15 protein-coding genes are annotated in these 12,832 nt (G+C 44.0%); 6 read left to right on the top strand and 9 right to left on the bottom strand.

Features of this window, described 5'->3' with window-relative positions; genetic code table 11:
• Positions 1-124 precede the first annotated feature (124 nt).
• The gene (locus N5J47_RS05120) at positions 125-1,579 is read right to left on the bottom strand and encodes a coniferyl aldehyde dehydrogenase (RefSeq protein ID WP_279959710.1); all 1,455 of its coding nucleotides are present in this window, start codon (positions 1,577-1,579) and stop codon (positions 125-127) included.
• A 121-nt stretch (positions 1,580-1,700) separates the two neighbouring features.
• On the opposite strand from N5J47_RS05120, the gene N5J47_RS05115 reads away from it, so the two are divergent.
• The 5 genes from N5J47_RS05115 (at position 1,701) to N5J47_RS05095 (ending at position 5,364) form a co-directional block, all read left to right on the top strand.
• Positions 1,701-2,402, top strand: a complete 702-nt coding sequence (locus N5J47_RS05115) for a TetR/AcrR family transcriptional regulator (RefSeq protein ID WP_267981120.1) — start codon at positions 1,701-1,703, stop codon at positions 2,400-2,402.
• Positions 2,403-2,486: 84 nt separating this feature from the next.
• Positions 2,487-3,350 carry a formyltetrahydrofolate deformylase gene (gene purU, locus N5J47_RS05110; protein WP_267981119.1) on the top strand — a complete coding sequence of 288 codons (864 nt, stop codon included), beginning with the start codon at positions 2,487-2,489 and terminating at the stop codon, positions 3,348-3,350.
• A gap of 212 nt (positions 3,351-3,562) precedes the next feature.
• Positions 3,563-4,297 carry an energy transducer TonB gene (locus tag N5J47_RS05105; protein WP_279959709.1) on the top strand — a complete coding sequence of 245 codons (735 nt, stop codon included), beginning with the start codon at positions 3,563-3,565 and terminating at the stop codon, positions 4,295-4,297.
• 42 nt (positions 4,298-4,339) lie between these two features.
• Positions 4,340-4,960 (top strand): MotA/TolQ/ExbB proton channel family protein, encoded by a 621-nt coding sequence (locus N5J47_RS05100; RefSeq protein WP_267981117.1) that lies wholly within the window; start codon positions 4,340-4,342, stop codon positions 4,958-4,960.
• Positions 4,960-5,364 carry a biopolymer transporter ExbD gene (locus tag N5J47_RS05095; RefSeq protein WP_279959708.1) on the top strand — a complete coding sequence of 135 codons (405 nt, stop codon included), beginning with the start codon at positions 4,960-4,962 and terminating at the stop codon, positions 5,362-5,364. The genes N5J47_RS05100 and N5J47_RS05095 overlap by 1 nt, the downstream gene beginning before the upstream one ends.
• A 54-nt stretch (positions 5,365-5,418) precedes the next feature.
• Here N5J47_RS05095 and msrA read toward each other — a convergent pair whose 3' ends face one another.
• From msrA to N5J47_RS05055, 8 genes are all read right to left on the bottom strand, one after another.
• The gene (gene msrA / locus N5J47_RS05090; RefSeq protein WP_279959707.1) at positions 5,419-5,943 is read right to left on the bottom strand and encodes a peptide-methionine (S)-S-oxide reductase MsrA; all 525 of its coding nucleotides are present in this window, start codon (positions 5,941-5,943) and stop codon (positions 5,419-5,421) included.
• A 107-nt stretch (positions 5,944-6,050) separates the two neighbouring features.
• Positions 6,051-6,518, bottom strand: a complete 468-nt coding sequence (locus tag N5J47_RS05085) for an META domain-containing protein (RefSeq protein WP_279959706.1) — start codon at positions 6,516-6,518, stop codon at positions 6,051-6,053.
• 132 nt (positions 6,519-6,650) lie between these two features.
• Positions 6,651-7,706, bottom strand: coding sequence for a DUF4105 domain-containing protein (locus N5J47_RS05080; RefSeq protein ID WP_279959705.1), 1,056 nt, complete (start codon positions 7,704-7,706; stop codon positions 6,651-6,653).
• A 20-nt stretch (positions 7,707-7,726) separates the two neighbouring features.
• Positions 7,727-8,236 (bottom strand): dihydrofolate reductase, encoded by a 510-nt coding sequence (locus N5J47_RS05075; RefSeq protein WP_279959704.1) that lies wholly within the window; start codon positions 8,234-8,236, stop codon positions 7,727-7,729.
• 23 nt (positions 8,237-8,259) lie between these two features.
• Positions 8,260-9,102 carry a thymidylate synthase gene (gene thyA, locus N5J47_RS05070; protein ID WP_279959703.1) on the bottom strand — a complete coding sequence of 281 codons (843 nt, stop codon included), beginning with the start codon at positions 9,100-9,102 and terminating at the stop codon, positions 8,260-8,262.
• A 182-nt stretch (positions 9,103-9,284) separates the two neighbouring features.
• Positions 9,285-9,860 carry a xanthine phosphoribosyltransferase gene (locus N5J47_RS05065; RefSeq protein ID WP_004674619.1) on the bottom strand — a complete coding sequence of 192 codons (576 nt, stop codon included), beginning with the start codon at positions 9,858-9,860 and terminating at the stop codon, positions 9,285-9,287.
• 144 nt (positions 9,861-10,004) lie between these two features.
• Entirely contained in the window at positions 10,005-10,721 is a 717-nt protein-coding gene (locus N5J47_RS05060) for a DUF3108 domain-containing protein (RefSeq protein ID WP_267981110.1), read from the bottom strand.
• Between the two features lie 194 nt (positions 10,722-10,915).
• On the bottom strand, positions 10,916-11,596 hold the full coding sequence (locus N5J47_RS05055) for a hypothetical protein (protein WP_279959702.1): 681 nt from the start codon (positions 11,594-11,596) through the stop codon (positions 10,916-10,918).
• A gap of 242 nt (positions 11,597-11,838) precedes the next feature.
• Between N5J47_RS05055 and N5J47_RS05050 the strand changes: the two genes are divergently transcribed.
• Positions 11,839-12,723, top strand: a complete 885-nt coding sequence (locus N5J47_RS05050; protein ID WP_279962412.1) for a TonB family protein — start codon at positions 11,839-11,841, stop codon at positions 12,721-12,723.
• Positions 12,724-12,832: the final 109 nt, after the last annotated feature.

Below are 12,832 nucleotides of genomic sequence, written 5' to 3'. Positions count from 1 at the left end.
AGCCATTCAAGTAAACGGATGAAATCATTCAAGGGGCGTTTTATACCAAAAATACGATTAAAAGACAAGCGAATTTGGTAAAAACGGGGCATGATCTAGTGTAATAGATCATGCCTTGATCAGCTTAGCGGAATAGGGTTTTCAAAAGCAGTTTGTGCGCTGCTTTATTATACGGCGGCAAAATAAATTTGAGGCTGTACAGTTTCGGGCTAACAGGATTGGACATCATTGAGCGTTCATGTGAGAAGCTGAAGAAGCCTTCCTTACCGTGGTATTTACCCATACCTGACGCACCGATACCACCGAATGGCAGGTCATCCTGTGCCACATGGGTGAGTACCTGGTTGATGCCAAAATGTCCTGAATGGGTGCGTCCAGCAATATAGTCCGCACGTGCGCTGTCAATGTCAAAATAATAGAACGCCAATGGACGTGGACGGCTGTTGATGAACTGGATCGCATCTTCAATGTGCTCATATTCTAAAATAGGCAGAATAGGGCCGAAGATTTCATTCTTCATGATGTCCATTTCGGTGGTCACACCCGTCAAGAGTGTAGGGGCAATTTTACGAACCTCAGTTAAAGGCTCATTTTTGCTATTTAATTCAACAATACTTGCGCCCTGGTCACGTGCATCTTCCAGATAACCTTGCAGACGGTTGTACTGCTTGTCATTGACAATAGAGGTATAGTCCTTGTTGTCACGCAATGTTGGATACATGGTATTCACAAAATCCTGATAGTGTTTTGTGAACTCTGCGGTCTTGCCCTTAGGCAGGAACATATAGTCAGGTGCAACACAGGTTTGTCCTGCATTCCAGAGCTTGCCTACAGCAATACGCTGTGCCACATCACGGATATTCATTGAAGAATGGACCAGTGCAGGAGACTTGCCACCTAGTTCAAGAATTACAGGAACAAGGTTCTGTGAAGCGGCAGCCATCACGGTTTTACCGACAGAGGTTGAACCTGTAAAAATCATTTTGTCGAAAGGCAGATGGCTGAACGCATCCGAAATGGCACCACCACCATTGACCACGGTCACCAACTCTTGAGGAAATGCTTCAGAAAGGGCATTTTCAAGCACATAACCGAAGTTTGATGATGCACTTGAAATCTTGATCATGGCATGGTTACCCGCAGCCAATGCACAGATCAGTGGACCAACTGAAAGCAGCAGTGGGTAGTTCCACGGTGCAATAATACCGATTACGCCCAATGGCTGATACTGTACCCAGCCTTTTGCAGGTTGGTGTAACATGCTGATATGGCGCTTAGAGGGCTGCATCCATTCAGTCAGGTTTTTGCTATAGTACTTGATATGCTCTAAACAGGTAAGAACTTCACCAATCTTGGTTTCCATAATGGCACGGTTGCCATAATCCTGACTGATTGCGTTCGCAAATTGATCTTGATATTTTACCAAGATGTTTTTAAGTCGGGCTAAGCGTTCAATACGTTCTTTTGCGCTTGGTACAGGATGGCGTTGGTAGGCTGCTTGCTGCTGCTCAAGCAAATCATGTAACCGTTGCACATCGACACGAGGTGTCATCGCGGTTGTTTTTGTTTGACTGTTCATAGGAGTGGACCAAAAGAAAGCTTATTATTTTTTAATTTTTAGAGTAAATACTCTAAAGTGTCAAGTCGCTTTATAGGTTTGTTTTATAACCTATTGATAATGTTATAGATGGTTAAAATCAATGTCGCATGCTAAACCGAACAAAACCAAAGATCGAATTTTGCAAATCAGTTTGCAACTGTTTAATGAGCGTGGCGAGCGTTCGGTCACAACCAACCACATTGCGGCTGAACTGGGGATCAGCCCAGGCAACCTGTATTATCACTTTAGAAACAAGCAGGAAATTATTAAAGAGCTGGCGCAGCAATATCAGGCTGAAACTTTGGAAATGTTGGCATTACCAACAGATCGACCTTTAAATGCCAATGACAAAATCAGGTATTTTCAGGTGTTGAGCAATCAGTTATGGGCCTATCGTTTTATTCATCGTGATGTCTATCATCTGGTCGAAAATAATGAAGACTTTCGCAAAGTTTATCCACATTTTGCAGGTCAGGTGATGCAGCAGGGCCAGAAAATTTACCGTGCATTCGTGGATGCTGGCCTGATGAAAATGACGGACTCGGAAATTGAGGCATTGATCATCAACCTTTGGATTGTGCTGACCAACTGGACCAACTTTTTGTATATGTCGGGTCATATCAGTGACAACAACCGTCTGGAGGAAAAGTGGGTCTGGCAGGCACTGCGTCAAATGGTTTTCCTGGAAGGTCCATATTTGATGGGGGAAAGCCGTCAGACCTACGAGCAACTGCTGCGCTCACTCGGTCCATCAGAATTGTTTGCCAGCCTCTCCAATCTTAAAAATGACGACGATGAGTAGGCTTCACCTATTTAGTCAATGACAAAAAAGCGCTAGAATGCTCGGCTTGATTTTAACTTGATTCGAATAAGTGATATTAACCACATGAACACGACCACTGCCCATACGGCACGACTACTGATTACTTGCGAAGACAAGCCAGGGATCGTGCAAGCTGTATCGAGCTTTTTGTATCATCAGGGAGCAAACATTACCGCACTTGATCAGTACGCAACAGAAGCTCAAGGCGGACGTTACTTTATGCGTGTTGAGTTTGAGCTGGATCATTTACAGTCCCGTAAAGAAGCCCTGATGCAGACCTTTGCGGCCAATGTTGCAGATCGCTATGAAATGCAATGGAAACTGACGTTTGTGGGTGAACTGAAGAAAGTTGGGATTCTGGTTTCCAAAGTGGACCATGCCTTGCTTGAGCTGTTATGGCGCCATGCACGTGGTTCGTTGCCATGCGAAATCACCCAGGTGGTTTCCAATCATCCAGACTTACGCGAAGCGGTTGAAAATTTTGGTATTCCGTTCCATGTGGTGCCTGTCAACAAGGACAACAAGGTGGAAGCCTACGCCCAGATTAATGAGATGATGCAAGGCAACGACCTATTGATTCTGGCGCGTTATATGCAAATCCTGAGCGAAGAGTTTGTTTCGCAATGGGAAATGAAGATCATCAACATTCACCATTCATTCCTGCCTGCTTTCGTTGGTGCAAACCCGTATAAACAGGCCTATGAGAAAGGGGTGAAGCTGATTGGTGCCACAGCGCATTATGTCACTGCCGACCTTGATCAGGGTCCAATCATTGAGCAGGATGTTGAACGTGTCAGCCATGACTACAATGTTGAGCAATTGCGCGAGTTGGGCGAGGATGTGGAACGCAATGTATTGGCACGTGCAGTCAAATGGCATCTGGAAGACCGCATCATTGTCGATGGTAATAAAACCGTAGTGTTCTAATCTGTTATTGTGTATGCATTATGTAAAAAGAACATGCTGTAAGGCATGTTTTTTTATGCCTATTTTTCAATGGCTAATGATTATACAAGAAAAAATAGTTGCAAATGAAAACACTTCTCATTTATTATTAGCCCACTTTCATTGTTCTATCCGATGAGTGAAATCGTTTTTTATTTTTAAAGCGTCACCATCTATTAGGTACTTAGATTCTTATGAGTCAATCTCCTGCAATATTGAATACACCTCATCCGATGAAGAAAAAAATCATCGCTGCCCTCGTGGCGGTTGTGATTGGTCATGTGGGAGTTCTGTGGGCGGTGAGCCACATGAAAACGATTGAGTTAAGACCAGTCGAAAAACAGCCGCTCAAGGTCAAGTTCGTTAAAATTAAGGAACCACCGAAGCCTGAGCCACCGAAGCCTAAAGAAAAGCCAAAGCCACCTGAACCGAAAAAAGAAGTGAAAGAGGTCAAGGTGGTTGAAAAGGCATTACCTCCACCACCGAAGAAGATTCAGCAGGTTAAAAAAGCAGAAACGCCAAAACCTGTGGTTGAGACAGTTGAGCCAAAGGTTGAATCTGTTGTGGTGAGCACCACTGTGGTTGAAAAGCCACAGCCAGTGGTCGAAGCACCAAAACCAGCAGCGCCGCCAGCGGATCCATCTCCAAAACGTGTTTCAATTGGTGGTTCAGGCGTGCAGTGGAGTCGTTCACCAAAACTGTCAGTGTCCGCAAAAGATCTGGAAAACCAGCCGCGTTCAGCAATGGTACTCATCGAAGCAGATGAGAAAGGTAAAATTACCAATGCCCGCATTACGCGCAGTAGTGGTTTGCCAAGTCTGGATGAAAAGATTTTACGTGCTGTCAGAAGTGCGAAATTTAAACCTTATATGGAAAATGGTGTTGCTTACCCAATTCGAGCAGAGCAACCGTTTGATCTTAGTCCTTAATCAATTTGAGTCCTCGCGACAGATAAAATCAGGAGTTCGTATATGAACTTTTCAGTTTATTGGCAACATGCAGATGCAGTAAGTAAAACACTGTATTTCATCCTTTTAGCAATGTCGATTGCGACATGGACTATTTTCATTTTACGCCTATTGGGAACACGCCAGTTGAAGCAACAGGCCTATGCCCAGCTTGCCCAGGCCTTGGCCACGTTGAAGTCTAAACTACAGCCTTTAACCTTTGAACAGCGTAAGGCGGTTGCGGAACAGGCATTGCTTCGCCAGATTTCTGCCGAAAAGTCACAGGCGGAAAAAGGTGTCTCTGTTCTTGGGACGATTGCCTCACTTGCGCCATTTGTGGGTTTGTTTGGTACGGTGTGGGGAATTTTCCATGCATTGGTCGCAGTGGGTAATAGTGGACAGGTAGGCCTGGCTCAGGTGGCAACCCCAGTCGGTGAAGCCCTGATCATGACTGGTCTTGGTCTTGCTGTGGCGATTCCTGCGGTACTTACCTATAACATCTGTGTACGTTTCAATCGTGGTTTGGCACATGACTTACAGGATCAGGCACACAAGCTATTGATTGACACCATGTTGCAACAGGAAACAGCAGCAGTGCCAGAAACCAAGACAACGCAACAAAGCTTAGTTGGAGGTCAGGCTTAATGGGCTTTCAATTGGGTGAAGACCACGATAGTGGCATGAATGAGATGAACCTCATTCCTCTGATCGACATTATGTTGGTATTGATGATTATCTTTTTAGTCACAGCAACGGTTGCTAACCCATCAATTCCATTAAATTTACCACAAACTCAGGCAGAAATTCAGCCACCGCCACCGAAAGCGATGACCATTAGTATTAAAGCCAATGGTGAAATTTTCCTAGACGGGCAAAATCTAGGTTTAGCAGAGCTTGAAACCAGGTTACATGAGGCAGGACAGGGCGAGCAAAAGCCAACAGTTCAACTGGAAGCGGATAAAGAATCCAAGTATGATACCGTGGCTCAGGTGATGTCCCGTGCCAGTGAAGCAGGTTTAAGTGATATTGCGTTTGTAAGCAAAAACTAGACTTTCAATTTGCTAGATAAAAAGCAACTCAATGATGAGTTGCTTTTTTTATGTCTAATCAGTTTTGAGTAAGTCTACAAACCTGGAGCGTAGCTTGGAAAGCTTGGGTGGAATGCTAAAGTTGCAGTAACCCTGTGATGGGTTGCGGGCATAGAAATTCTGGTGATACTCTTCCGCAGGATAGAATGTAGGTGCTGGACTTAACTCGGTGACAATGTTGAGGTTTTCATCTTCCAGACCCTGAATGACCTGTTCAGCCTGCTGTTTCTGTTCATCATTGAAATAGTAGATGACGGAGCGGTATTGTGTGCCAATATCATTGCCCTGGCGGTTTAATGTGGTTGGATCATGTGTGGTGAAAAACACGTTCAGGAGTTGTGAATAGCTGATCTGCTGTTCATCGAAATCAATCAGGACCACCTCGGCATGCTGTGTATTGCCCTGACAGACCTGCTCATAACTTGGGTTGTGGACAATACCCCCCGCATAGCCACTCACCACTTTCTCTACACCTTTAAGCTGTAAAAACACAGCCTCTACACACCAAAAACATCCACCACCAAACAGTGCTTGCTGCATATATTTCCCTTTTCTAATTTTTCAGAATGCTATTAAAGTAAACGAAGTGCCTAAAAAGTAAAAGCCCGTATTTGAAACGGGCTTTTACTTTTTGGCTCAGGACATTATCAGTTCTTGAAAGGAAGTGGCTGAATAACCGTCACAAATTTCACTAAAGTTTGACCTGATTTGTCTATAAACCTCAGCTCATGGCCTTTAATTTCATAGCGATCTGTTTTTGCTAAAGCATCATTAAACTGACGGGAAACCGTGTCCTGTACGCCGTGGCAAGCCATCAATGTACCTGCAATTTGGCCTAGACTAAGCTGTTGGCCCTTGGTTTCATAGCTACCCTGAATCTTGTTACAGCCGTCAGCACCGCCAAAGCGTTTACTGTCTGTATCAAAAGACAGTGTTGGGCGGTTCGGGTTATCCAACTGGATTTTTGTCCCATTGACTTCGGTTGCAAACCATGGGGTATTCTGTAAAGCAATCGCTGTTGAAGAGTTTGCGTTTAGGGAAGATTCAAGTGATGCACAGCCTGTAAATGCCAATGTTGCAGCCAAAGTGCTTGCCGCTAAAAATTTTTTTACCATAAGATAAACTCAGTTGTTTGTTTTGCTGGATATATTACATCAAAATATAATGTGAAATGATTCACGTTTTTATAAGTGTTTTTGTGGGATGAACGTAGTTTTTGGTAAATATTCACGTGAATTTATACTTAATTATTCACTCTTTGGTAAACCTGTTCGAATCAACCTGGAAAAAGCCTCACTGCTTTGGTCTGACTGCTGCCCAAAATCTGCGGTACGCGTATTGATATGGGCCATCTGATACCATTCTTTCATGTTGTAGTTTTGATCCAGTGCCTTAAGATCATAGAGATAATTGGGTAGATAGCCTGATGCCAATAAACGATAATCTTTAGGTAGTCGTTGTGGATTAATGGCTTGTACCATATCAAATACCAGCGTGGTGCAGTTACTGGTCAGCGTGTTGTACCATTTCGCCTCAGCCCGTAATTCATCAGCCTTGTCGAGATACTCGATGAAGAGGGCCTTGCGTTCAGTGGCAGGCATTCTGATCGGGAATAGGTAGACCTGTTCATGGCGGATATTGCTTCGGGTATACACAATGTCTTTTTCGTCAGAGGCGACTAGGCTGAGTTCATATTTACGAAAAAAACCGCCAATGGCTGAAAACTCTTCACCTTTTTCTTTGCGAATTTCAATGGAAAAAACCAGGGGCTTTTGATCAGAGAAATCAAAGCTGACCAATGTATGTGCAATTTGTGGCCCCATCCAGTAGGAGGTAATCACATTCACGCCCGTGATTTTATTCAGGTCTATGTGACGGTCTTCCCAGCGAATATCATAGCTGCCATCTTCATGCCAGTCAAAATTGCGGACCTTATGCAAGGTTACAAGGTCACCGTGTTTTTCGTAGCTCAACTGTTCGGCAACTTCAGGATTCCAGTCTCGGTCCTGTCTTGCATCCAAAGAAAAATACCAGCCAAGTGAACAGGCAAACACCAGACAGTAGATGATGATGTCGGTACGGCGGCTAAATAAATGCCCACTGACATAAAAGCCAATCAGGCTCAGGGCAAATAAGCCCCAGATGACGATGACCACACGGCTGAGCACTGTCCCGAGCGGCTGTTGAATCCATAAGGCAAGGCATAACCAGATACTGGAGAGGATCACGAACAGGGCAAAAAGGCTATGTAGGAAACCAATCCATAGTGCTATAAAGAACTCTCGTGATCCAATGTTATGCATGAGCATCCGCAATCCATTTTTTATTTTTGGTAGGTTGCAAACTCGAACGCTATATTGGTTTTTTCATCAGTATGATGTTCTGAGTTTACTTTATGAAAATCCTCAGAGAGTTCTGGATAATGTGCGTCTCCCTGAACATCCAGATCGACATGGGTCAGTTCAAGGCGATCGGCAATCGCAAGTGTTTGGTTGAAGATCTCTCCTCCACCTATAATAAATAAGGATGACTTTTCAGCGTGTTGTACGTCTGTAAGTGCACCATCAAGTGCCTCTTCGATGCTGTGCGCCACCTTCACATTCTCATACTGCCATGACGGATCACGGGTAATCACCCAGTTCACACGGTTTGGCAGGGCACGTCCCATTGATTCCAGGGTTTTACGGCCCATGATCACCACACCGCCCTGGGTAATGGCCTTGAAATGCTTGAGGTCAGCAGAAATATGCCAAGGCAGGGCATTGCCCTTGCCGATGCAGTTGTTTTTATCCATTGCCACCACGTGAACAACTTCTATACCTTGCCATGCCATTTGATCGTCTCCCTAATCTGATTTTAAACTGCCACAGGTGCCTTGATCGCAGGGTGTGATTCATAACCCACAATTTCAATATCTTCAAATTTAAAATCGAAAATATCCTTGATGTCTGGGTTAAGCTTTAACTGGCACAACGGTAAGGGTTCACGCGTAAGCTGTAACTGGGCCTGCTCAAAATGGTTGGCATATAAATGCGTATCACCGCCTGTCCAGACAAAGTCACCTACCTCTAAACCGCATACCTGCGCAATCATATGTGTAAGCAGGGCATAGCTGGCAATATTAAATGGCACACCTAGAAATACATCCGCACTGCGCTGGTAAAGCTGGCATGACAGTTTGTTATCCTGAACAAAAAACTGGAACAGGGTATGGCAGGGTGGCAAAGCCACTTTTCCAGCCTCGTTTGGATTCCAGCCTGACACAATCAAACGACGTGAATTGGGATTGGTTTTGATTTCATTGACCAGCCATTGGATTTGGTCAAAACCATTTTGCTGGTAGCTGCCATCCTGATTTTGTGTTGCGCCAAAGTTGCGCCACTGATGGCCATAGACTGGACCAAGCTCACCTTCTGGACGGCCAAAGCGGGCGGTTTGTTCCGCAGTTGCCCACTCATCCCAAATTGTGACTTTATTGTCCTTGAGATATTGAACATTGGTGTCACCTTTCAGGAACCAAAGTAGCTCAACCACAATGGAACGAAAGTGAACTTTCTTTGTAGTTAATAGCGGAAAGCCTTTGGATAGATCAAAGCGCATCTGATGACCAAATACTGAACGTGTACCCGTTCCAGTGCGGTCACCCTTGTCACCGCCATTGTCGAGGATATGTTGTAAAAGGTCTAAATATGTACGCATAACTTTCTCTAAAACATTCTGTGGTTAATCAAGATAGGTGTTGAAACCAATGAATATGGAACAGCAAAATTGTTGTCATGATACCTTGATTGCGCCTGGCATGACACTTGCGATGTGTAGTATTTTTTCATTTTTCAATATAAAAAAGAGCGCTCAAGGCGCCCTTTCGTCAGCGGTCAAGCTTATTCTGTGATAAAGCTAACTTTACCATCCGCCAAGGATTTTACACGTGCCAACGACTCGACACGGTAGCCTTTCTCAAGTAAGACGTCACGGCCTGGCTGGAATGACTTTTCAATCACAATCCCGACTCCCACAACTTCCGCATTGGCCTGATGAATCAGGTCGATGAGGCCCAGTGCAGCCTGACCATTTGCCAGAAAGTCATCAATCACCAGCGCCTTGTCTGTTGAACTGAGATGCTTATTTGAAATGGCAATGGTGCTTTCAGTTTGCTTGGTGAATGAGAACACTTTAGAGCGGTAAAGATCATCCTTAAGTGTTAAGGACTGATATTTACGGGCAAAAATCACAGGAACACCAAGTTCCAGACCCGCCATGATGGCTGGCGCAATCCCCGATGCTTCAATGGTGATGATTTTGGTAATTCCCGCATCTTTAAAACGAGCGGCAAATTCCTTACCAATCAACTGCATCAGTACAGGGTCGATTTGGTGGTTCAAGAAAGCGTCAACTTTCAAAACTTGGTCAGATAGAACGATACCTTCATTTAAGATTTTCTGTTCTAAAGCGTACACGGGAGAATCCTCTAAACGGATGCTTTTTCAAGCAAAGGCATATTTTAAAAAGCATCCAAAAAATTGCAAGCCAAAATTGTCGGGTTGATGCTGTTTTCAACCTTATTTACACACTGAACCCGAAGCTGCATATTGCTTTAGAGCTTAGTTTGTTTTCCCTGAATAGCCTGTCAATAAAAGGCCATAGGATGATTTGCCATCATTATGGGTCACTTTTACTGGCAGATAGTCGAGCTTTGGCGCCAGCCAGAAAACAGTGTTGCGTTCAGGTTTGTCATGCTGGAGCACCACCTTAATTGTGTTAAAAGTACCATAATTGGTCTTGATGGTTTCGTTGCCCTGTTTCACAAAACGACGTTCATCCACCGCCTTGTCATCAGCAATCAAATAGCGCGTCTGGAGTGTGTTGCCATTCTTCAGGTCTTCACGCAACTGGAGTTCGGCGTTCAACTCATCCAGTGCACCTGCCTGCCAGGCGAATGAACGGGTTTTGTCATCCTTTTTGGTGTTGATCACCTTGCTGGCTGGATTAAAGTTGATGCTCATGGTGTTGTTGTGGATCAGGACTTTACTGCTGCGGCTAAATTTTTGTGAGGTGATTTTATTATCCGCAAGACTAAACTGACTGGTTTCAGTTGCGGATGCAATACCACCTGCCTTTGCATTGAATACATAGGTCCAGTTGTTGCCTTGTTGCGAAAGGGTACGTGTCGCAGAACCGAGATTCTTGTTATTGTAGCTGAACTGATAGCTCGCCTGAAAAGGGGCCATTGCCAATGCATGACTCGATAAGCCTGCACATAGGATTGCAGCTGAGGTTACTGTCGTAAAACCAAGAACTTTCGATAATTTCTTTGTCATAACACGGTTTCCTTTGAGTGCATCGCAAAGTAGAACACTCATTTATCATTACGATTTATGGTTATTATGCCTGTAGATTATGAAGAAAAGATCAGGTTTTTTACTAAGCGCTTGTTAATTTTTCGTATAAAACATGAAGATGTGTATTTTGAGGCGTGAACGATTTTATGACACGCCCCATGCATGTGATTTCCTTATCTTCTGGTATCTTTTTGCTGGATAGGGGTAACTTCAGTCTCGTCCAGCCCATCCTCATCAAGGTCATCTTCGTTGGATGGATACAGGATTGCAGCCAGATTGACATTGCCCCAGACAATCAATTCAGCGGGGCGTACTCTGGCACGGTTCACATGCACCTTGCCTAGCGTTTCGATGATGCTCGGCTTCTTGCTAAACCACTGGTTTAAATCCAGATAAAGCAAGTCATCCTTAACCGAGACAATGTCAAAATGCTCCAGAATTTTACCGAGTGGGTCTTCCTCACGAAATTTCTGGTAATACCAGATTGCGGTGTGAAAACCCCATTTCAGGAAAATGTTTTTAAACCTTGCCTCAATCACCTGAGTGTTGCTGATCTGTTCAAATACCATCAGTTGAACATCTTTATTCATTTCCATCTGAATCAGTTTCAGGTCCACGGAAAGCGTGGTGTGTATTCCCTTGACATCAAGTGTTGCATAAAGGCGTAGCCAGCCATCATAAAGGTCTGCATGCAGGTCCTTGATGATCTCCACTTTCTCGGTGACATAACGTTCCATTGTCGCATTCACAAACACCTGCGATAACGAAAACTCTCTTTCTTCTTCGATGAATTCTTCGGCTTTTTGGTAAACTTTACGTAGACGTTTAACAACGGATGAAATTAGCGTTTGCATAAAAGTTGTTCCAGAAAGTGAATTGTTTTTAATGCAATGCCACGATCTTTGTAATAACTAAAAAATAAAAATAAATTTCTAACTTGCAGTGTAGCAAAATTAATTGCTACATTTTCATAAAATGATGGTATGGAAACACTGTAGCTATAAGTGGATCACATTTTTGTAAAATTTTGAATATCGGTTAGGTTTTTATACGGTAACCACCGTTGGGGATGAGACATTTTTGTCGCTTGAATCGCATGTGGAAGAAAATAAATTTTCGTTCTGAACTGTCTCCTTATTGGTGGCAAGATCCAGTCTTTATTGCAGCAGTGGCTTTGGCGATGCTGTTGCATGGTGTTGTCTTGACCATTCAGTTTGCGATGCCATCACCTACCGATACCTCAACCAAGGAAATCGCGGTCACGGTTCATCCCAGCAAGGAGCAGGTGAAAGATGCCGACTTTTTGGCACAGGCTGACCAAAAGGGTTCAGGTGAATTCCGCGAGGCACACCTGATGTCGAGTGACATGCCCTCACCAATGCAGGCAGATGCAACGACAGGTGAGTCAGAACTGGAAAGTCTGGAAAAGGTTCAGCAAAAACTGGAATTAAAATTTGAGGAAAAAGTCTTGATGACCGTACTTAGCTGGCAGAAACAGGCTGAGCAGAGTGAACGGAAAAAGGCACTGGATGAATTGCAAAGCCAGTTTCAGGCGAAAGCTGCAATGGTGGCAAGCCTTGAGGCCCAGTACCTGAAACGCCAGCAAAACTTTAGCCGCAAACAGCGTATTAAAACGGTTGATGGCATTCAGGCAAAGCAGGATGCTTCGGCTGCCTATCTGGATAAGTTCCGTCAAAAAGTTGAGTTGTATGGCAACCGTTACTATCCAGATGAAGCAAAACAACAGCGCCTGTCGGGTGAAGTGCGTCTAATGGTCATTCTGAATGCGCAGGGGGGTATCCGTGCCATTCGCCTCATTGAAAGTTCAGGACATGCAATTCTGGATGAGGCAGCAAAAGCCTCTGTACGCCGTGGTGCACCATTTGGAGCTTTTGATGCCAATATGAAGGATATTTCTGAGCTTAGAATTGTGCGTACCTGGCGTTTTGACCCTGTCGATGCTGAATTTGAGGTGCATTAAGCCAATATTTTAGAGTTTATAGAAAATTATTATTCTAAAAATAATAAATATTTTTATATATAAATCATAATTTTAATAGTTTTAATTTTTTAAATATTATTTTAAGTGA

The organism is Acinetobacter sp. GD03645 (assembly GCF_029845285.1).
GTDB classification, from domain to species: Bacteria; Pseudomonadota; Gammaproteobacteria; order Pseudomonadales; family Moraxellaceae; genus Acinetobacter; species Acinetobacter corruptisaponis.
The sequence above is the reverse complement of the archived record's forward strand: the minus strand, read 5'-3'. Positions and strand labels throughout refer to the sequence as shown.